Here is a 19,219-nt window from a genome sequence, read left to right on the forward strand (position 1 = left end):
CTCCTTCGCTCCGGTTATGGGGGTGTAGCCGACTCACGAGACGGCTGTGACAGATGAGACTACAAGCACAAAAGATCCTCCTCTGCACGCCGAACGCGTGCAAGCGGAGTCACCCGCTCCCTCCGCCCGCACTCCCCGCGCTGCCGGGGCGGCCGCGGGGCCGGAGAATGGACCCGATGGCCGGACGCATCGAGGACTACGCCCTCATCGGTGACCTGCAGACCGCCGCCCTGGTCGGACGGGACGGTTCGGTCGACTGGCTGTGCCTGCCCCGGTTCGACTCCCCCAGCTGCTTCGCCGGGCTGCTCGGCGACCAGCGGCACGGCGGCTGGCGGCTGGCCCCGGTCGGCGCCGGCCACTGTTCGACCCGCCGCTACCGGGGCGACACCCTGGTCCTGGAGAGTGAGTGGCACACCGCCTCCGGCTCCGTCCGGGTCGTCGACTTCATGCCGCAGCGCGGCCAGGGCGGCCGGCGCGCCCCGCAGCTGATCCGGATCGTCGAGGGGCTCAGCGGCAGCGTCCCGATGCGCGGCGAACTGCGGCTGCGCTTCAACCACGGCCGGATCGACCCCTGGGTGCGCCGCACCGGCCGCCACCGGGTCGCCGTCGCCGGACCGGACTCGGCCTGGCTGCGGGTGCCGAACGGCGTCCACACCTACGGGGTCGACGGGGTCACCGCCTCGGACTTCACCGCCACCGCCGGGTGCAGCGTCCCGTTCGTCCTCACCTGGCAGCCCTCCCACCTGGCCACCACCCCGCGCACCGACCCCGACCAGGCCCTGCTGGCCACCGTCCGCGACTGGCAGCACTGGGCGGCCGGCTGCCGCTACCGCGGCGAGTGGCAGGGCGCCGTCCTGCGCTCGCTGATCACCCTCAAGGCGCTCGCCTACGCCCCCAGCGGCGGCATCGTCGCCGCCCCCACCGCCTCGCTGCCCGAGCGGATCGGCGGGCTGCGCAACTGGGACTACCGGTTCTGCTGGCTGCGCGACTCCTCGATGACCCTCTCCGCCCTGCTGCGCGGCGGATTCCGCGAGGAGGCCGCCGCCTGGCGCCACTGGCTGCTGCGCGCCATCGCCGGCGACCCGCGCGACCTGCAGACCGTGTACGGGGTGGCCGGGGAGCGCGTGCTCGGCGAGACCGTCGCGCACTGGCTGCCCGGCTACGAGGGCTCCCGGCCGGTCCGGTTCGGCAACGCCGCCGTCGACCAGCTCCAACTCGACGTCTACGGCGAGGTGGTGGACACCCTGCACCTCGCGCTGCTGGCCGGGATCCCGATGGAGCGGCACGTCTGGAGCCTGCTGCGGGCCCTGATGGCCTACCTCGAACAGCACTGGCGGGAGCCCGACGAGGGCCTGTGGGAGGTGCGCAGCGGGCGCCGGCACTTCGTCCACTCCAAGGTGATGGCCTGGGTCGCCGCCGACCGGGCGATCCGGATGGCCGAGGCCACCGGCCTGCCGGCGCCGGTCGACCGGTGGCGGGCGATGCGGGACGCCGTGCACGCCGACGTCTGCGCCAACGGGTACGACCCGCGGCTCGGCGTGTTCGTCCAGCACTACGGCGGCCAGGGGCTGGACGCGGCCACCCTGTTCGTCGTCAAGAGCGGCTTCCTGCCGCCGGACGACCCGCGGGTGGTGCGCACGGTGGACGCGGTGCGCGAGGGCCTCGACCACGGCGGGCTGGTCCGCCGCTACCAGGCGCACCAGCGCACCGACGGGCTGCCCGGCGGCGAGGGCGCCTTCCTGGCCTGCTCGTTCTGGCTCGCCGACGCGCTGGCCGCCACCGGGCGGCCGGACGAGGCGCGCGAGCTGTTCGCCCGGGTGGTCGGGCTCGGCAACGACCTCGGGCTGCTCTCCGAGGAGTGGGATCCGCACGCCCGCCGCCAACTCGGCAACACCCCGCAGGCGTTCACCCATGTCGCGTTGGTCAACACCGCCTTCACGCTGGCCGAGCCCGCGTAGGCTGCCGGCGTGGACCCCAACCACTACCGGTTCAGCGGCGCCTGGCTCCTCGACGCGCCACCGCGCGCCGTGTACGCGGCACTTGAGGACGTGCCGCGCTACCCGCTGTGGTGGCCGGACATCCGCACCGCGCGGCAGACCGGCGCGGACACCGGGGAGGTGGTGATCCGGGCCCTGGTGCCGTACCGGCTGGTCCTGGTGCTGACGGCGGCGCGGCGCGACCCGGCGGCCGGGGTGCTGGAGGTCGCCATGGACGGCGACCTGGTCGGCTGGTCGCGCTGGACGGTTCGCCCGGACGGCGCCGGCACCCGGGCGCTGTTCGAGGAGGAGACCCGCCCCGGCAAGCCGCTGCTGCGCCGTCTCGCGCGCCCCGGCCGGCCGGTGTTCCGGGCCAACCACGCCGTGATGATGCTGCGCGGGCGGCGCGGCCTGCGGGCGTACCTGGCGGGCGCGGGCTGAGCCCTCGGAGGGCCCGGATCCCGCCGGGGGGGGCGGTCGGTCGCGGGCCCCGGCCCGCCGGTTTCGGCGGATCGTCCGTAGCCGCCGCCCCCGCCTGCGGCCCGGGGCTACCGTGGGCAGACGACCCGCCGTGGCAGCCCGCGCTGCCCGCCCGCCGCCCGGGAGGCCCTGCCATGACGCGACCGCCGGACGGGTTCGGCTTCGACGCCCCCTTCGACCGCTCCGGCACCGGCAGCAGCAAGTGGGCCCGGGCCGGCGGCGGGGCCGGCGGGGTGATCGCGATGGGGCTGGCGGACATGGACCTGCCCGGCCCGCCGGCCGTGGCCGAGGCGCTGGCCCGGCGGGCCGCGCACCGGGCGTACGGGTACACGGTCTGCGACCCGGCGGGCCGGGGGCTGGTGGCCCGCTGGTACCTCGAACGGCACGGCGCCGCGGTGGATCCGGAGTGGGTGCTGCTGCTGCCGTTCGGGCCGCGGACCGCGCTGCGGCTGCTGCTGGAGGCGCTGCGCCCGACCGGGCCGGTGCTGTTCCCGACACCCGAGTGGGGCGGGTTCGGGCAGCTCTGCCGGGCCGCCGGGCTGCCGTACGAGGAGCCGGCCCTGGTCCGGGAGGGGGCGGGCTACCGGCTGCCGCTGGAGGCGTTCGCCGGCCGCCGGGTCGGGGCGGTGCTGCTGAGCAACCCGCACAACCCCTCCGGCCGGGTCTGGACCGCCGGGGAGATCCGCTCGCTGGCCGAGGCCGCGGCGGGCGCCGGGGCCGTCCTGGTCTCCGACGAGGTGCACGGCGACCTCACCCACCCCGGCCGCCGGCACCCCGTCGCGGTGGTGGCGGCGGGCGGGCTGCGGGCGCACACCGTCACGCTGAACTCCGTCGGCAAGACCTTCAACTGCTCCGGCATCCCCAGCTGCTTCGCGCTCGTCCCCGACCCGGCGCTGCGCGGGCGCCTCACCGAGCTGATGGCCGGGTACGGCCTGTGGGAGGGCGGCCTGGTCGAGCAGCTGGTGCAGCAGGCGGCGCTGCGCGAGGGCGGGCCGTGGCTGGACGCCCTGCTGCGCCACCTCGCCGCCGCCCGGGACGGGCTGACCGGGCTGCTCGGCCCGGCCGTCCGGTCCCGGCCGGAGGCCTCGTACCTGCTCTGGGTGGACGCCGTCGCGCTCGGTCTGCCGGCCGTCGGCGCCGGCCCGGCGCTGCTGGCGCGGTGCGGTCTGGAGGCCTCCGACGGCGCCGGCTTCGGCCCCGGCGGGGAGGGCTCGCTGCGGCTGAACTACGCCCTGCCGGGCCCCGTCCTGGAGACGGTGTCCGAGCGCCTGCGGCGGCTCGGGTGACACCCCCCGGACACCCTGTCCGACCGCCGCGGCGCCACCATTTCACCCGATCGCACCACACCTGACCTGCATGGATACCCGTTCACAGGATGTTTGCGGGGCGGCCCGGCATGGTCCGTAGCAGACTGGGCAGGGTAGACCGGGCCGCAATCGTGATCCCGAGGATGGTGAGTCCGGTGATACCCGTTCGCCCGACCAGTCCGACCGACCGGCAGAGTGCCGGACCGCCCCCGAGCGGGGTGACCCCGCTGACCGAGTCCGCCGCCCGCAGCCATGTGGCCGGCGTCTGCTTCAAGATCGGGCCGCCCCGGCTGGTCGGGGTCGAGGTCGAGTGGTTCGTCCACGACGACCGATGTCCCACCGGCCCCGTCCTACCGGAGCGGCTGCACGCCGCGATGGATTCGCTGCCGCTCGGCGGCCCGGACGGCGCATCGCTCCCCTCCGGGTCGCTGCTGACCCTGGAGCCCGGCGGCCAGGTCGAGCTCAGCTCCCCGCCCGCCACCAGCCTCACCGCCTGCGTCGACGACACCCGGCGCGATCTCGCCGCCCTGCGGGCCGCCTTCGCGGCGCAGGGCCTGCGACTCACCGGCACCGGCACCGATCCGCTGGCCCGCCCCCGTCAGATGGTCCTGGACCACCCGCGTTATCTGGCGATGGAACGATTCTTCAACTCCGCCGGGCCCTGGGGCCGGATCATGATGACCGGCACCGCCTCCGTCCAGGTCTGCCTGGACGCGGGCGCCGCGGGCGGCCCGCACGCGATGGACCGCCGCTGGCGGCTGGTCCACGCGCTGGGGCCGGTCCTGGTCGCCGCCTTCGCCAACTCCCCGCTGCTGGACGGCCGGCCGACCGGCCACCGGTCCACCCGGCAGACCGTCTGGTCCCGGATGGACCCGACCCGCACCCTCGCCCCGGACCCGGACCACGGTGACCCGCGCGAGGCCTGGGCCCGGTACGTGCTCGACGCCGAGGTGCTCTGCATCCGCCGCCCCGAGGGCCTGCCCTGGACGGCGCCGGTCGGACTGACCTTCCGCGACTGGCTGCGCGGCGCGGGCGAGCGCCCGCCCACCCTGGCCGACCTGGACTACCACCGCACCACGCTGTTCCCGCCGGTGCGCCCGCGCGGCCACCTGGAGCTGCGGATGATCGACGCCCAGCCCGGTGACGGCTGGATCGTCCCCACCGCCCTGGTCACCGCGCTGCTGGACGACCCGGTCGCGGCCGACGCCGCGCTGGCCGCCCTGGAGCCGCTGGAGCGCCCCGACGGGCCGCGCCCGCCCCGCAACGACGTCTGGCGCCGGGCCGCCACGCTGGCCACCGCGGACCCCGCACTGCGCCGCGCCGCGCTCGCCTGCTTCGCCGCCGCCGATGCCGCACTGGGCCGGCTGCCCGGCGCCGACGGCCTGCGCACCGCCGTCGGCGAGTTCGCCGAGCGCTACCCCGCGCGCGGCCGCTGCCCCGCCGACGACCAGCTGGACGCCCTGCGCTCCGGCACCCGACGCACTCCTCCGGAGGAGGCCGCACCATGATCGACGACGCCCGCCCGACCGGCGCCCCCGCCGGCGCCCCGAGCCCGGCCGCAGCGCTCACGCAGACCCCGCCGCCCGCCGCCGTGCCCTGGGAGAACCTCTCGCGGGAGGCCCTGCGCGAGACGATCGCCACCGAGCTGCTGACCGCCCGCGCCCGCACCGCCGCACTGACCGACTGCGTCGAGGACCCGGACCTCACCGCCCAGCACTCCCCGCTGATGTCGCCGCTGGTCTGGGACCTCGCGCACATCGGCAACCAGGAGGAGCTCTGGCTGCTGCGCAACGTCGGCGGCCGCGATCCGCTGCACCCGGAGATCGACCCGCTCTACGACGCCTTCGAGCACCCGCGCTCCGAACGGCCCAGCCTCCCGCTGCTGCCGCCGGGCGAGGCCCGCGCCTACGCCCACGACGTCCGCGGCCGGGTCCTCGACCTGCTCGCCGCCAGCCCCCTGGAGGGCGCGCCGCTGCTGGACGCCGGGTTCGCCTTCGGCATGATCGCCCAGCACGAGCAGCAGCACGACGAGACCATGCTGATCACCCACCAGCTGCGCCCGGGGGAGCCCGCCCTGGCCGCTCCCCCGCCGCCGCCCGCCCCGGCGGACGCGGCCGCGCTGCCCGCCGAGGTGCTCGTCCCCGCCGGGCCGTTCACCATGGGCACCGACACCGAGCCCTGGGCGCTGGACAACGAGCGGCCCGCGCACCGGGTGGAGCTGCCCGCCTTCCGGCTGGACACCACGCCCGTCACCAACGGCGCCTACCAGCGGTTCATCACCGACGGCGGCTACGACGACCCGCGCTGGTGGGCGCCCGAGGGGTGGCAGCACCGCCTGCAGGCCGGGCTGAGCGCCCCGCTGTTCTGGCGCCGCGAGGGCGGCGACTGGCTGCGCCGCCGGTTCGGCGTGCTGGAGCCGGTACCCGAGGACGAGCCCGTGCTGCACGTCAGTTGGTACGAGGCGGACGCCTACGCCCGGTGGGCCGGGCGGCGGCTGCCGACCGAGGCGGAGTGGGAGAAGGCCGCCCGGCACGACCCGGCCGCCGACCGCTCCCGCCGCTACCCCTGGGGCGACCAGCCGCCCGCGGCCGAACACGCCAACCTGGGCCAGCGGCATCTGCGCCCGGCCCCGGCCGGCAGCTACCCGGCCGGCGAGTCCCCCTACGGCGTACGGCAGTTGATGGGCGACGTCTGGGAGTGGACGGCCAGCGACTTCCGTCCGTACCCGGGCTTCCGGGCCTGGCCGTACCGGGAGTACTCGGAGGTGTTCTTCGGCCCGGAGTACAAGGTGCTGCGCGGCGGCTGCTTCGCGGTGGCACCGGTCGCCTGCCGGGGCACCTTCCGCAACTGGGACTACCCCGTCCGGCGGCAGATCTTCGCCGGGTTCCGCACCGCCGCCGACCCGGAGGCCGGCTGATGTGCCGCCACCTCGCCTACCTGGGCGCGCCGGTGACCCCCCGGGAGCTGCTGGTGGAGCCGCCGTTCGGGCTCTACCGGCAGTCCTGGGCGCCGCGCACCCAGCGCTACGGCACCGTGAACGCGGACGGGTTCGGCCTCGGCTGGTACGCCGACGGGGACGAGGTGCCCGCCCGCTACCGGCGGGCCGGGCCGATCTGGGCGGACGCCTCCTTCGCCGACCTCGCCCGGGTGATCCGCACCCGGGCGCTGCTGGCGGCCGTCCGCTCCGCCACCGAGGGCTGCGCGGCCGGGGAGGCGGCGGCCGCGCCGTTCGCCGCCGGGCGCTGGCTGTTCAGCCACAACGGCGCGGTCGACGGCTGGCCGGCCAAGCTGGACGCGCTCGCCGCGCTGCTGCCGCCCGCCGAGCTCCTCGCCCTGGAGGCCCGGACCGACTCGGCGCTGCTCTGGGGCCTGGCCCTGCACCGCCTGCGGGCCGGCGCCGACCTCGGCGAGGCACTGGCCGGCGCCGTCGCGGACACCGCCGCGCACACCACCGGGCGGCTCAACCTGCTGCTCACCGACGGCCGCACGCTCGCCGCCACGGCCTGGGGCGACACCCTGCACCACCGGACCCTGCCCGGCGGCGCGGTCCTGGTCGCCTCCGAGCCGTACGACGACGACCCGGCCTGGACGGCCGTTGCGGACCGCTCGCTGCTGCTGGCCGGACCGGACGGGATCACCGTCCGGCCGCTCTGAGCGACCTCGTCCGCACCCCACCATCCTTCACCTTGTGAATAGAGGACTCACCTGTCATGAGCACCTTCGATCTCATCCGCCTGCTGCCCGCCGACCACTTCAGCACCGCCCTGCGGCACGACGTGCAGCACGGTCTGACCTCCGAACCCAAGTGGCTGCCGCCGAAGTGGTTCTACGACGCGCGGGGCAGCGAGCTGTTCGAGGAGATCACCCGGCTGCCCGAGTACTACCCGACCCGCGCCGAGCGGGCCATCCTGACCGCCCGGGCCGACGAGATCGCCGCCGTCACCCGGGCCCGCACCCTGGTGGAGCTGGGCTCGGGCTCCTCCGAGAAGACCAGGCTGCTGCTGAGCGCGCTGCGCGGCCTCGGGACGCTGGACAGCTACGTCCCGGTGGACGTCAGCGAGAGCGCGCTGGCCGCCGCCGGCGAGGCGCTGGCCGCCGACTACCCCGGGCTGTCCGTGCACGCCGTGCTGGCCGACTTCACCGCCCGGCTCGCGCTGCCCCCGGACGGCGGCCCGCGGCTGGTCGCCTTCCTCGGCGGCACCCTCGGCAACCTGCTGCCCGCCGAGCGGGCGGCCTTCCTGCGCGGCCTGCGCGCGACCCTCGACCGGGGCGACTTCCTGCTGCTCGGCACCGACCTGGTGAAGGATCCGGACGTCCTGGTCGCGGCCTACGACGACGCCGCCGGGGTGACGGCCGAGTTCAACCGCAACGTGCTCAACGTGCTCAACCGGGAGCTGGCCGCCGACTTCGACCCGGAGGCGTTCGCGCACGTGGCGCGCTGGGACGCCGAGCAGGAGTGGATCGAGATGCGGCTGCGCTCGCTGCGCACCCAGACCGTCAAGATCCCGGCCCTGGACCTGCCGGTCCACTTCGAGAAGGACGAGGAGCTGCGCACCGAGGTCTCCGCGAAGTTCCGCCGGGAGCGGGTCGCCGAGGAGCTGGCCGCGGCCGGCCTGCGGCTCGCCCACTGGTGGACGGACGACGAGGGGCGGTTCGGACTGTCGCTGGCCCGACCCATTTGATAGTTCACTTTACTAATAGACAAAGGGACTTGCCGGGCATCCCACGTACAACACTTGAACATTGACGGGTTACGATCGCGGCTACCAAGCTCAGCGTTGAGTACCAGGAGTCAATCTCGTGAGCGTCACCAAGCAGCCCTCGGAGCCCGCGGCGGCGGAGGCCCGGCCCTCCGACCGCCTCGGCTTCGTCGTCTTCATCACCGCCGCCGCGGCCCTCGGCGGCTTCCTGTTCGGCTACGACAGCTCCGTGATCAACGGCGCGGTCTCCGGCATCCAGGAGCGGTTCGCCGTCGGGGACGGCGTGACCGGGCTGATCGTGTCCTCCGCCCTGCTGGGCTCCGCGGTCGGCGCCGCACTGGCCGGCCGGTTCGCCGACCGGTACGGCCGCATCAAGGTGATGAAGGCGGGCGCGCTGCTCTTCGCGGTGAGCGCGGTCGGCTCGATGCTGCCGTTCTCCGCCTGGGACCTCGCTCTCTGGCGGGTCCTCGGCGGAGCGGCCATCGGCATCGCCTCGGTGATCGCCCCGACCTACATCGCCGAGGTCGCCCCGACCAGGTACCGCGGCCGCCTGGCCTCCTTCCAGCAGGCCGCGATCGTGCTCGGCATCGCGATATCCCAGCTGGTCAACTGGGTGCTGGCGGACGCCGCCGGCGGCGACACCCGCGGGCGGCTGCTCGGCCTGGAGGCCTGGCAGTGGATGCTCGGCATCTGCGTCGTGCCGGCCGCCGTCTACTTCGTGCTGTCCTCGATGATCCCCGAGTCCCCGCGCTACCTGATCGCGGCCGGCCGCCTGGACGAGGCCCGCACCGTGCTCGGCGAGGTCGAGGGCACGGGCTGCGACACCGACGCCCGGATCGCCGAGATCCAGGGCCTGATCGCCTCCGACCACCGCCCGCGCTTCCGCGACCTGCTGGGCGGCCGGTTCGGCCTGCTGCCGATCGTCTGGGTCGGCATCGGCCTCTCGGTCTTCCAGCAGCTGGTCGGCATCAACGTGATCTTCTACTACTCGTCGATCCTCTGGCAGTCGGTCGGCATCGACCAGGGCGACTCGCTGCTGATCAGCTTCATCGGCTCGGTCATCAACATCCTCGGCACCGTGGTCGCGATCCTGCTGGTCGACCGGATCGGCCGCAAGCCGCTCGCCCTGATCGGCTCGGCCGGCATGGCCGTGGCGCTCGGCGCCTGCGGCTGGGCGTTCTCCTCGGCCACCGGCAGCGGCGACAACGTCGTGCTGCCCGACCTTCAGGGCACCGTCGCACTGATCGCCGCCAACGCCTTCGTGCTGTTCTTCGCGATGTCCTGGGGCGTGGTGGTCTGGGTGATGCTCGGCGAGATGTTCCCCAACCGGATCCGGGCCGCCGCGCTGTCCGTCGCGGCCTCCGCGCAGTGGCTCGCCAACTGGGCGATCACCGTCTCGTTCCCGTCACTGTCACGCTGGAACCTGTCGGCGACGTACCTGGTCTACGCCGCCTTCGCGGCCCTGTCGATCGTCTTCGTGGCCCGCTTCATGAAGGAGACCAAGGGTGTCCGCCTGGAGGACATGGGCTGATCCGACAGTCCGACCAGCCGATCGGCCTACCGGCCCCCGCACCCTAGCGTCATCCGCCCGGGTGCGGGGGCCGATTCGCTCACTCCCTGCGCCGGGGTGCGCACATCCGGTACTCCTGTTCGCCAGGAGGGATGTGTCCTTGATCTTCAATCGGCTTCGTACCCGCGGCCCGCGCAGACCCGCGGCGGCTCCGGCCGGCGGCTGCCCGTACGCCCACGCGCACACCGTTCCCGAGGCCCCGCGGCTGCCCGAACCGCCGCCCCGGGCCGAGCACTTCACCGACCCCGACGAGGCCGCCGGCTTCATCCGGCAGTTCCACCGCGAGCAGCCCGCCGCCGGGGACCCGGTCGAGCGGGTGCGCGCGGTGCTCGACGAGATCGACCGCACCGGCACCTACGCGCACACGGCCGCCGAGCTCGGGTACGGCGCCAAGCTCGCCTGGCGCAACGCGGCCCGCTGCATCGGCCGGCTGTACTGGCGCAGCCTGGTGGTGCGCGACCTGCGGCACCTGAGCGCCGCCGACGACATCGCCGACGAGTGCTTCGAGCACCTGCGGCTGGCCGGCAACGGCGGCCGGATCCGCCCGGTGGTGTCGGTGTTCGCCCCCGACCGGCCGGGCCGCCCGGCCGCCCGCATCCTCAACCAGCAGCTCGTCCGCTACGCCGGACACCCCGTCGAGGGCGGCTTCGTCGGGGACCCGGCCGGCGCCGCCCTGGCCGCCCGCTCCCGGGACCTCGGGTGGAAGTGCGGCGAGGAGCGGTTCGAGGTGCTGCCGCTGCTGGTCCAGGAGCGCCCGGGAGCCCGGCCGCAGTGGTACGAGCTGCCGGACGACACCACGCTGGAGGTCGAGCTGACCCACCCCGACCACCCCTGGTTCGCCCGGCTGGGGCTGCGCTGGTACGCGGTGCCGGCGATCAGCGACATGACGCTGGAGATCGGCGGGGTGCACTACCCCACCGCACCCTTCAACGGCTGGTACATGGGCACCGAGATCGGCGCCCGCAACCTCGCCGACGCCGACCGCTACGACATGCTGGCGGAGGTCGCCGAGCGGCTCGGCCTGGACACCTCCAGCGACCGCACGCTCTGGCGGGACCGGGCGCTGGTGGAGCTGAACGTGGCGGTGCTGCACTCCTTCCAGGAGGCCGGGGTGACCATGGCCGACCACCACACCGAGTCGGAGCGGTTCCTGCGGCACGTGGCCCAGGAGAGGCGGCTCGGCCGGGACACCCCCGCCGACTGGAGCTGGATCGTGCCCCCGGTCTCCGGCGGGCTCACCCCCGTCTACCACCGGTACTACGACCCGGTGGACCCTTCGCTGCGCCCGGCCTTCACGGCCCGCTCGCCCTGGTGAGCCCCGGGGACGGTGCGTTCGTAGCGTAGGGCGAGGCCGTCGAGGAGCGCCTCGAGCCCGGTCTCGAAGGCGCCCTCGTCGATCGCGCCGCGGTGCTCGGCCAGCCGGTGCGCCTCGCCGAGGTGCGGGTAGTCGGCGGCGTCGTAGAGCCCGGCGTCCTCGGGGAAGCCCGCGGCGAACGAGGCGAGCGCCGAGCCGGTGACGAAGTACCGCATCAGCGCGCCGATCCGGGTGGCCTGCCCGCGCGGCCAGCCGGCCTGGACGAGGCAGCCGAAGACGGCGTCGGCCAGGCGCAGCGCGTTCGGCCGCCGCCCGGGGCCCTGGGCGAGCACCGGGACGATGTTGGGGTGGGCGGCCAGCGCGGCGCGGTAGGAGCGGGCCCAGTCGCGCAGGGCCTGCGGCCAGGGTGCGGCGGCGTCCGCGAACATCGACAGGTCGACCTCGCCCATCACGCTGTCCACCACGGCGTCCAGCAGCTCGTCCTTGGTGGCGAAGTGGTTGTAGAGGGAGGGCCCGCTGACCGAGAGCCCGGTGGCGAGCCGGCGGGTGGAGAGGGCGTCCAGGCCCTCGGCGTCGATGAGTTGCAGAGCGGCCGTGACGATGCGCTCGCGGCTGAGCAGGGGGGTGCGCGGGCGGGCCATCGTCGCGGTTCCTCCGGTCGAGTGGGGTGTGGACCGATTCTGGCAGGCGCCTCTTCCCAGTGCGGCCCGGTCGGCGCTACAGTCCCGGTAAAACTTGCAGCGCTAGTTTAATCGAGGCCGCCATGGATCTGGAGCTGTCCGAAGAACAGGCCGCCGTCCGCGAGCTCGCGGCGGGGTTCACCGACCGCGAGATCGCGCCCCACGCCGCCGCCTGGGACCGCGCCGAGTCCGTCGACCGCGCGATCGTCGGCAAGCTCGGCAAGGTGGGCTTCCTCGGCCTGACCATCCCCGAGGAGTACGGCGGCAGCGGCGGCGACCACCTCGCGTACTGCCTGGTCCTGGAGGAGCTGGGCCGGGGTGACTCCGCCGTGCGCGGCATCGTCTCGGTCTCGCTCGGCCTGGTCGCCAAGTCCGTCAACGCCTACGGCAGCGAGGAGCAGAAGCGCCACTGGCTGCCCCGGCTCACCTCCGGCGAGGCGCTCGGCTGCTTCGCGCTCACCGAGCCCGGCACCGGCTCGGACGCCGCCAACCTCACCACCCGGGCGGTCCGGGACGGCGCGCACTGGCTGATCAGCGGCGCCAAGATGTTCATCACCAACGGGACGTGGGCCGACGTCGCCCTGGTCTTCGCCCGGACCGGGGAGGAGGGCCACCGGGGGATCACCGCCTTCCTCGTCCCCACCGACCTGCCCGGCTTCACCCGGACGGAGATCCACGGCAAGCTCGGCCTGCGCGGCCAGGCCACCGCCGAACTCGCCTTCGACGGCGTCCGGGTGCCCGACTCCGCCCGGCTCGGCCCCGAGGGCAAGGGCTTCGGCGTCGCGATGGCCGCGCTCGCCAAGGGCCGGATGTCGGTCGCCGCGGGCTGCGTCGGGATCGCCCGGGCCTGCCTGGAGGCCGCCGTCCGCTACGCGGGAGAGCGCGAGCAGTTCGGCCGGCCGATCGCCTCGCACCAGCTGGTGCAGGAGCTGCTCTCCGACATCGCGGTCGACGTCGAGGCCGCCCGGCTGCTCACCTGGCGGGTCGCCGACCACATCGAGCGCGGCCTGCCGTTCGCCACCGAGTCCTCGGTGGCCAAGCTCTTCGCGAGCGAGGCCGCCGTGCGGGCCGCCAACAACGCGCTCCAGGTGTTCGGCGGCTACGGCTTCATCGACGAGTACCCGGTCGGCAAGTACCTGCGCGATGCGCGGGTGATGACCCTCTACGAGGGCACCAGCCAGATCCACAAACTGCTCATCGGGCGTTCGCTCACCGGCGTCAACGCCTTCTGACCGCCCCTCATCGGATAAGGAGCCCGACGACGTGCGTCCTGTCTACTTCGCCGCAGCCCGCCGCACACCCATCGGCCGGCTGCGCGGAGCGCTCGCCACGGTCCGCCCGGACGACCTCTCGGCCACCGTGCTGCGCGCCCTGGTCGCCGACCTGCCCACCCTCGACCCCGCCCGGATCGACGACGTCTACTGGGGCGCCGCCAACCAGGCCGGCGAGGACAACCGCAACGCCGCCCGGATGGCCGTGCTGCTCGCGGGCCTGCCCGACACCGTGCCCGGCGCCACCGTCAACCGCCTCTGCGCCTCCGGGCTGGAGGCCGTCACCATGGCCGCCCGGGCGATCGGCTCGGGCGAGGCGGACGTCGTCCTGGCCGGCGGCTGCGAGTCGATGACCCGCGCGCCGTTCGTCCTCCCCCGCCCCGACGAGGCGCTGCCGCACCGGATCGAGACGTACGACACCCGGCTCGGCTGGCGGCTCACCAACCCCCGGATGGCCGAGCTGCACGGCGTCCTCGCCATGGGCGAGACCGCCGAGGAGGTCGCCACCCGGTACGGCATCGGCCGCGAGCGCCAGGACGCCTTCGCGCTGCGCAGCCACCAGCTGGCCGCGGCCGCCCGCAAGGACGGGCTCTTCGACGCCGAGCTGATCCCGGTCGAGCGGCCCGACGGTGTGACGGTCCGCCAGGACGAGGGCATCCGCGAGGACTCCAGCCTGGAGAAGCTGGCCCGGCTGAAGCCGGCGTTCCGCCAGGGCGGCACGGTGACGGCGGGCAACGCCTCCCCGATGAACGACGGCGCGGCCGGCCTGGTGCTGGTCAGCGAGGAGGCGCTGGGCGACCTCGGGCTCCAGCCGCTCGGCCGGTACGTCGCGGGTGCCTCGGCCGGGGTGCACCCGGACGTGATGGGCATCGGCCCCGTCCCGGCGACCCGCAAGGCGCTGGGCCGGGCCGGCTGGTCGCTCTCCGACCTGGCGGAGGCCGAGCTCAACGAGGCCTTCGCCGCCCAGGTGCTCGCCGCCGTCGACCAGCTCGGGATCGACCCCGACCTGGTCAACCCGACCGGCGGGGCGATCGCCCTGGGCCACCCGCTGGGCGGCTCCGGCGCCCGGATCCTCACCACCCTGCTGCACCGGATGCGCCGTACCGGCGGCCGGCGCGGGCTGGCCGCCATGTGCGTGGGCGTCGGGCAGGGCACCGCCGTCCTCGTCGAGAACGTCTGATCCCCTCCAAGGAGCTGCTGTGACTCGTTTTTCAGGCAAGGTCGCCGTCGTCACCGGTGCGGCGCAGGGCATCGGCGCGGCCACCGCGCGGCTGCTGGCGCAGGAGGGCGCGGCCGTCGCGGTGGTCGACCTGACCGCCGAGCGGGCCGCCGGGACGGTCGAGGAGATCACCGCCAAGGGCGGGACCGCCCGCGCGTACGGCTGCGACGTGGCCGACTACGACGCGGTGGAGGCGGTCTTCGCCGAGGTCGCCCGCGACCTCGGCGGGGTGCACGTCCTGGTGAACAACGCCGGGATCACCCGGGACAACCTCTTCTTCAAGATGCCGAAGTCCGACTGGGACACGGTGCTGACGGTCAACCTGACCAGCGCCTACAACTGCAGCCACGTCGCGCAGAAGTACATGGTGGCGCAGAGGTACGGCAAGATCGTCTCGCTCAGCTCGCGCTCGGCCCTCGGCAACCGGGGCCAGGCCAACTACGCCGCCGCGAAGGCCGGCATCCAGGGGCTGACCGCCACCCTGGCGATCGAGCTGGGCCCGTTCAACATCAACGTCAACGCCGTCGCCCCCGGGTACATCGCCACACCCATGACGGCCGCCACGGCCGAGCGGGTCGGCGCCACGGCGGAGGACCACCAGACGGAGGTCGCCGCCCGGACGCCGCTGCGGCGGGTGGGCCAGCCGGAGGAGATCGCCTCCGTCGTGGTCTTCCTGGCCAGCGAGGACGCCTCGTACGTCAGCGGGCAGACCCTGTACGTCAACGGTGGGGCGCGCTGAAACACGACTGACGTTTCGTCAGACCATCGGCCCAGGCGGGGGGTTACCTTCGCCTGGGCCGGCCTTTACCTTTTCCCGTGGCCAGGCATGACCATGCCGACGGTACCAAATGACTATGGCATGATCATGCGGCACTCGATGGGATGGCCGGACCACCCGACCTGACCAGGTCGGGCCCTGCGTCCCAAGGAGTCCCATGGGCAGCTCCGCGCCCCTGCGCGCCCTGACCCTGCTCGCCGCCGGGGCCACCGCCCTGACGGCCGGCACCGTCGCCGTGCCCGTCGTCGGCACCGCCTCCGCCACCGCGCAGCCGGCGGCCGCCGTCCACGTCCGCCCCGCCTCCAGCGGCCACGTCAGCGCCATCGGGCGGACCGCGCCACTGCCCACCTCGCAGTGCGTCAGCGACATCGGCATCCACTGCTACTCGCCGCTCCAGTACCGGACCGCCTACAACCTGGACCCGCTCTACAAGGAGGGCATCACCGGCAAGGGCCGCACGATCGTCATCGTCGACTCCTTCGGCTCGCCGACCATCCAGCACGACCTGGAGACCTTCGACAAGCAGTGGGGCATCCCGGACACCCAGGTCGAGGTGGTCAAGTGGGGCGACGTCCCCGTCTTCGACCCCACCAACCCCGACCACACCGGCTGGGCCGGCGAGACCACCCTCGACGTCGAGTACGCCCACGCCATCGCCCCCGACGCCCACATCATCCTGGTCGAGACGGGCGTCGCCGAGACCGAGGGCACCACCGGCCTGCCCGAGATGATGGACGCCGAGAAGGCCCTCATCAAGGCCGGGCGCGCCGACGTCATCTCGCAGAGCTTCGGGGCCACCGAGAACACCTTCCCCGGCTTCGACAAGGGCGACTTCAAGTCGCTCACCGACCTGCGCTACGCCTTCAAGGAGGCCGCCGCCCACGACGTCACCGTGCTGGCCGCCTCCGGCGACGCGGGGGCCACCGACTCGCAGGCCAACGGCGAGGACCTGTACCCGTACAAGGTCAACTCCTGGCCCTCCTCCGACCCGCTGGTCACCTCCATCGGCGGCACCCAGCTCAGCCTGGACGACGCGGGCCGGCGGACCGCGCCCGACAAGGTCTGGCACGACAAGTACGGGGCGGGCGGCGGCGGGGTCTCCGGCGTCTTCGAGCGCCCCTGGTACCAGGCGGGCGTCGCCTCCGCCACGGGCAACCACCGCGGCACGCCCGACATCAGCATGAGCGCGGCGGTCGACGGCGGCGCCTGGACGTACGAGTCCTACGACCCGACCTCCGCCGGGTGGCACATCACCGGCGGCACCAGCGAGGCGACCCCGATCTTCTCCGGCGTCGTCGCGCTCGCCGACCAGCTCGCCGGCCACCGCCTCGGCCAGCTCAACTGGCGCCTCTACGGGCTGAACCTGCTGCCCTCGCAGTGGAGCGGCCTGGTCGACGTGACCACCGGCGACAACTCCTGGGACACCGTGACCGGCTACCAGGCCGGCAAGGGCTACGACCTCGCCAGCGGCCTCGGCACCATCGACGGCGCCCGCTTCGTCCACGCGGTGGCGGGGCGGTAGCACGGGTTGAGGTGAGGAGCAGGAAGTCGGCCGGGCCGACTTCCTGCTCCTTCGGCGTTCCGCCGTCGGGCGGGGGTGGCCGGCGGGTGCGGTCTGCGCTCGTCAGGCGTGGTCGGCGCCCGCCGCGGCGAGCTGGGCCAGGTAGCGCTCGGCGGCGCGGAGCTTGCGGCCGTCGGAGCCCGGGAGGTAGGCGCGGAGCTCGATGATCTCCGGGGCGATCCGGATGGCCTCCGCACGGTCCTTGATCGCGCGCCAGCACGCCTCGGCGTTGGTGGCCGCCTGCTGGGTCTCCGGGTGGTCCGGGCCCTGCGAGCGCAGCAGGGTGAGGGCCACCTCGCGGTAGATGTCCGCCGCCTCGGTCACCCGGCCGGCGAGGCGGGAGACGTGCGCCCGGACCTGCCTGACCTGGAGCACGGGGGCGGAGAAGGCGCCGTGCTCGGCGATCGCCTCCAGTTCGAGCGCGAAGGCGAGGTCGGTGGCGGCGGCGTGGTCCCCGGCGTCGGCGCTGCGGACGATCCGGCCGATCACCTCGCGGTAGTCGGCCCGGGGCGGCGTGGCGGGGGGGTCGTCGGTGGCGGCCTCGGTGGGGGTGTCGGTGGCGGCCGCTGCGTCGGCCTCGACGGGGGCGGGGGTTGCGTCGGCCGGGGTCGCGTCAGACGGTTCGTCGGCGGGCCCGGTGGCGGCCGGGTCGGCGTCGCTCGGCTCGGCAGCGGGCACGGCGTCGGTCGGGACGGCGTCCACGGGCTCGGCGGCCGTCGGCTCGGGGACGGGGGGTGCGGGCGCGGCAGGTGCAGCGGGCGCCGCCTCGGCCGCGTCCTGGAGGGCCTCGGGCACGGCATCCACCGGCACCGCGTCCGCCGGCACGGCGTCGAACGGCAACGCGTCCACCGGGCTGGTCTTGGCCAGCCTGACGCCGGCGGAGGCCGCCGCCCGCCAGGCGTACGCCTTCAGCAGACTGACCGGCCGGGCCGGAGGCGGCGGGGTCGGCGGGACGGCCGCCTTCAGCAGGCTGACCGGGCCGAGCAGCGCCGCGGCCACCGGCGCCGCCGCTGCCGCTGCCGAAGGCGTCGGCGTCGGCGCGGGCACGGACTCGGACCCGAACGCGGCCGCGGGGGCCGGCACGAACGCGGGCGCGGCTGCCGGGGCCGGCACGGGGGCCGCGTCCGCCATCGGCATCCCCGCCGGGGCCGCCGGCTTGTCGAGCGTGACGGCGGGCCGGCCCGGCGCGGGGTGCGGCGCCGCGGGCCGGGGCAGCACGGCGGGCGGGCGACGGCCCTCGAACGGGACGGAGTCCAGCAGCGGGCCCTCGGAGCGGCGTGCGGTGTTGCGGAAGAACGGGCGGTCCGGCGCATGGGTGGCCAGGATGGCCACGTCGGGCCGCAGCACCGAGTACACCTGCTGGCGCAGCTGCTCCGGCGTCAGGACGGCGTCCACGCCGGGCCTCCCGCCGTGCAGGGCCTCGATCAGCGCACGGGTGAAGGTGCCGATCTGCTCCGGGTCCGGGCTGACCACCGCCCAGAGCGGCAGTCCGTCGGTGAGCGGTGAGACGGGGCTCTGGAGGAACGGCCAGGCGTTCTGATCGGCACTCAGGTCGGCGATGACCAGGGTCGGCCAGTCGGCGGGCCGGTGGCGCAGCTCGGCGGCCACGGACTGCCAGGGCAGGCCGTCCTGCCGGACGCTGCCGGGCTTGGAGTCACGGAGGGTGAGGTGGAGCTGGCCGCTGCGCTTGTCCGCGACCAGGTGGCCGCCGAGGTGGACGAGCAGCGGTCCGGGGTGGCGGGCGGCCGCCCGCAGGTGGGCGAGGACGGTGTGCGGGTCGCTGGCGCCGGGCAGGTGGACGGCGTCCACGGCGTCGGCCGCGAGCAGGACCTGCGGTGAGACGGCGGCGAGCATCGCGGACAGCACCGGCGCCTGGGTGGGGCCTCCACGGCCCCAGGTGCGGCGGCCGGAGTTGCCGTAGCCGCCCTCGACGACGAGGATCCGCCCGCGCGGCCCGCCCGGTCCGAGTCCGCCGGGGGCGCTCACCCCGTGGGCGGGCGTGGCACCGGGCACGGTGAACGGCGGCGGTGTCGCCGCGGGCGGCGGGGCCACCAGGGGGATCCCGGTGACGGTCCATCCGGTCGGCGGTGCGACGGGCACGGCCGGGGGCTCGTACAGCGCGGCGGGGCCGGGGCTGTGCTCCTCGTACGGGTTGCCCGGCGGCCCCGGCGGCGGCACGGCATCCGCCACGGGTTCCGGACTCCCGGGGACCGCCGTAGCCTCCGCCATCTCTGGTCACCGCCCCGCCCCGCCGCTGAACGGCGTCTGATGCCCTTGCCCCGTGGTGCCGTCCACCACGTCTGTTTCCGCCACCCTACGAGATCCCGGCGCACCCGATCCAGGCCGGGTCGGCCCGACGGCC

15 protein-coding genes are annotated in these 19,219 nt (G+C 74.9%); 13 read left to right on the forward strand and 2 right to left on the reverse strand.

From position 1 onward, the window contains the following. Positions 1-176 precede the first annotated feature (176 nt). The 9 genes from ACIGZJ_RS04215 (at position 177) to ACIGZJ_RS04255 (ending at position 11,348) form a co-directional block, all read left to right on the forward strand. Entirely contained in the window at positions 177-1,958 is a 1,782-nt protein-coding gene (locus ACIGZJ_RS04215) for a glycoside hydrolase family 15 protein (RefSeq protein WP_396455839.1), read from the forward strand. 9 nt (positions 1,959-1,967) lie between these two features. After that, the gene (locus ACIGZJ_RS04220) at positions 1,968-2,417 is read left to right on the forward strand and encodes an SRPBCC family protein (RefSeq protein ID WP_396455840.1); all 450 of its coding nucleotides are present in this window, start codon (positions 1,968-1,970) and stop codon (positions 2,415-2,417) included. 173 nt (positions 2,418-2,590) lie between these two features. Further along, positions 2,591-3,742: an aminotransferase class I/II-fold pyridoxal phosphate-dependent enzyme gene (locus ACIGZJ_RS04225; RefSeq protein ID WP_396455841.1), complete on the forward strand. Its 1,152-nt coding sequence runs from the start codon at positions 2,591-2,593 to the stop codon at positions 3,740-3,742. A 239-nt stretch (positions 3,743-3,981) separates the two neighbouring features. After that, entirely contained in the window at positions 3,982-5,271 is a 1,290-nt protein-coding gene (gene egtA, locus ACIGZJ_RS04230) for an ergothioneine biosynthesis glutamate--cysteine ligase EgtA (protein WP_396455842.1), read from the forward strand. Then, positions 5,268-6,680 carry an ergothioneine biosynthesis protein EgtB gene (egtB, locus tag ACIGZJ_RS04235; protein WP_396455843.1) on the forward strand — a complete coding sequence of 471 codons (1,413 nt, stop codon included), beginning with the start codon at positions 5,268-5,270 and terminating at the stop codon, positions 6,678-6,680. The genes egtA and egtB overlap by 4 nt, the downstream gene beginning before the upstream one ends. Next, entirely contained in the window at positions 6,680-7,417 is a 738-nt protein-coding gene (gene egtC / locus ACIGZJ_RS04240; protein ID WP_396455844.1) for an ergothioneine biosynthesis protein EgtC, read from the forward strand. The genes egtB and egtC overlap by 1 nt, the downstream gene beginning before the upstream one ends. A gap of 56 nt (positions 7,418-7,473) precedes the next feature. After that, positions 7,474-8,445, forward strand: a complete 972-nt coding sequence (gene egtD, locus ACIGZJ_RS04245; RefSeq protein ID WP_396455845.1) for an L-histidine N(alpha)-methyltransferase — start codon at positions 7,474-7,476, stop codon at positions 8,443-8,445. A 118-nt stretch (positions 8,446-8,563) separates the two neighbouring features. Next, positions 8,564-9,994: a sugar porter family MFS transporter gene (locus ACIGZJ_RS04250; RefSeq protein ID WP_396455846.1), complete on the forward strand. Its 1,431-nt coding sequence runs from the start codon at positions 8,564-8,566 to the stop codon at positions 9,992-9,994. A 139-nt stretch (positions 9,995-10,133) separates the two neighbouring features. Then, positions 10,134-11,348, forward strand: a complete 1,215-nt coding sequence (locus tag ACIGZJ_RS04255) for a nitric oxide synthase oxygenase (RefSeq protein WP_396455847.1) — start codon at positions 10,134-10,136, stop codon at positions 11,346-11,348. On the opposite strand, the gene ACIGZJ_RS04260 is transcribed toward ACIGZJ_RS04255, so the two are convergent. Further along, positions 11,291-11,989, reverse strand: a complete 699-nt coding sequence (locus ACIGZJ_RS04260) for a TetR/AcrR family transcriptional regulator C-terminal domain-containing protein (protein ID WP_396455848.1) — start codon at positions 11,987-11,989, stop codon at positions 11,291-11,293. The two genes, ACIGZJ_RS04255 and ACIGZJ_RS04260, sit on opposite strands and share 58 nt — an antisense overlap. A 122-nt stretch (positions 11,990-12,111) precedes the next feature. Between ACIGZJ_RS04260 and ACIGZJ_RS04265 the strand changes: the two genes are divergently transcribed. From ACIGZJ_RS04265 to ACIGZJ_RS04280, 4 genes are all read left to right on the forward strand, one after another. After that, positions 12,112-13,260 (forward strand): acyl-CoA dehydrogenase family protein, encoded by a 1,149-nt coding sequence (locus ACIGZJ_RS04265; RefSeq protein WP_396455849.1) that lies wholly within the window; start codon positions 12,112-12,114, stop codon positions 13,258-13,260. Positions 13,261-13,291: 31 nt separating this feature from the next. After that, positions 13,292-14,479: a thiolase family protein gene (locus ACIGZJ_RS04270; protein ID WP_396455850.1), complete on the forward strand. Its 1,188-nt coding sequence runs from the start codon at positions 13,292-13,294 to the stop codon at positions 14,477-14,479. Between the two features lie 19 nt (positions 14,480-14,498). Further along, positions 14,499-15,257, forward strand: a complete 759-nt coding sequence (locus ACIGZJ_RS04275; RefSeq protein ID WP_396455851.1) for a beta-ketoacyl-ACP reductase — start codon at positions 14,499-14,501, stop codon at positions 15,255-15,257. Between the two features lie 196 nt (positions 15,258-15,453). After that, positions 15,454-16,818: a S8 family serine peptidase gene (locus tag ACIGZJ_RS04280; protein ID WP_396455852.1), complete on the forward strand. Its 1,365-nt coding sequence runs from the start codon at positions 15,454-15,456 to the stop codon at positions 16,816-16,818. Between the two features lie 102 nt (positions 16,819-16,920). Here the strand turns inward: ACIGZJ_RS04280 and ACIGZJ_RS04285 are convergent, their stop codons facing one another. Then, positions 16,921-19,047 carry a hypothetical protein gene (locus ACIGZJ_RS04285; protein WP_396455853.1) on the reverse strand — a complete coding sequence of 709 codons (2,127 nt, stop codon included), beginning with the start codon at positions 19,045-19,047 and terminating at the stop codon, positions 16,921-16,923. Positions 19,048-19,219 lie beyond the last annotated feature (172 nt).

This window comes from Kitasatospora sp. NPDC052868 (assembly GCF_044547105.1).
In the GTDB taxonomy this organism is placed as follows: Bacteria; Actinomycetota; Actinomycetes; order Streptomycetales; family Streptomycetaceae; genus Kitasatospora.